Consider the following 1,224-nt stretch of genomic DNA (forward strand, 5'->3'; position numbering starts at 1 on the left):
CAGTTGTTCCTGCAACCACTATACCATGAGTACCATTTTCAATATGAAACTCTATTAAATTTTTCAAAGATTTTTTATCTATTTCACCATTTTTAAAAGGAGTTATAAGTGCAACTAATGAGCCTGTAAACATGTTTTCCTCCAAATTTGAAAAAAATTTAATATTAATAGTTTATAATATATTTTCGGAATTATCTTTATTTTGGAGGAATAATGTTATCATCAATAATCGGAATATTTTCAAATGACATTGGTATAGACTTGGGTACTGCAAACACTCTTGTTTTCGTTAAAGGAAAAGGCATAGTATTGACTGAGCCGTCAATAGTTTCTTTAGATGTAAAAAGTAATAAAGTTCTGGCTGTTGGTCAGGAAGCAAAAGCTATGGTAGGAAAAACACCTGAATATATTGATGTTGTAAGACCGTTAAAAGATGGAGTTATAGCTGATTTTGAAGTTACACAGGATATGCTTAAATATTTTATAAAAAAAGTCCATAAAAATATGCCTCTGCTAAAGATTTTAAAGCCAAGACCAAGGGTAATAGTGGGAGTACCTTCAGGAATTACCGAGGTAGAAAAAAGGGCTGTGATAGATGCTGTAAAAAGTGCAGGAGCAAGAGATGTATACTTGATAGCAGAACCAATGGCAGCAGCTATAGGAGCAGGACTTCCTATAACAGAACCCGGTGGAAACATGATAATTGATATTGGCGGCGGCACAACAGAAATAGCCGTTATTTCTTTGTCAGGAATGGTAGTATCCCATTCCATAAGAATTGCTGGGGATGAAATGAATGAAGCCATAATCAGTTATCTTAAAAGGCATCACGGCATTGTAATAGGGGAACAGACTGCAGAGAAGATAAAAATAAAGTTAGGTTCAGCTTATCCTTCTGAAAAAGATAAAGAAGAAATGGAGATTGGCGGAGTGGATATAACAAACAGTCCTATAAGTACTATTATAAAAGGCGAAGAAATAAGAAAAGCGCTGGAAGGAGTTGTTAATTCTATAGTTAATGCTGTAAAGTCTGCTTTAGAAAAAACCCCTCCAGAGCTTGGAGCAGATTTAGTGGAAAGGGGAATTATCCTTGCTGGAGGAGGCGCATTACTTCATGAACTTGATACCAAAATAAGAGAAGAGGTTAATTTACCTGTATTTGTATGCGATGACCCTCTAACTGCAGTTGCAAGAGGAATAGGTAAGGCATTAGATGATATAAAT

Annotated in this window: 2 protein-coding genes; one reads left to right on the forward strand and one right to left on the reverse strand. The window is 35.1% G+C overall.

Features of this window, described 5'->3' with window-relative positions; all coding sequences use genetic code 11:
- A partial coding sequence (locus HG1285_RS19305; protein WP_008289545.1) for a dihydrodipicolinate synthase family protein occupies positions 1-133 on the reverse strand: 133 nt, incomplete at its 3' end.
- An 80-nt stretch (positions 134-213) separates the two neighbouring features.
- Here HG1285_RS19305 and HG1285_RS00850 point away from each other — a divergent pair.
- Positions 214-1,224, forward strand: a 1,011-nt coding sequence (locus HG1285_RS00850) for a rod shape-determining protein (protein ID WP_008289546.1), incomplete at its 3' end; no start/stop codon positions are given.

The organism is Hydrogenivirga sp. 128-5-R1-1, from assembly GCF_000171895.1.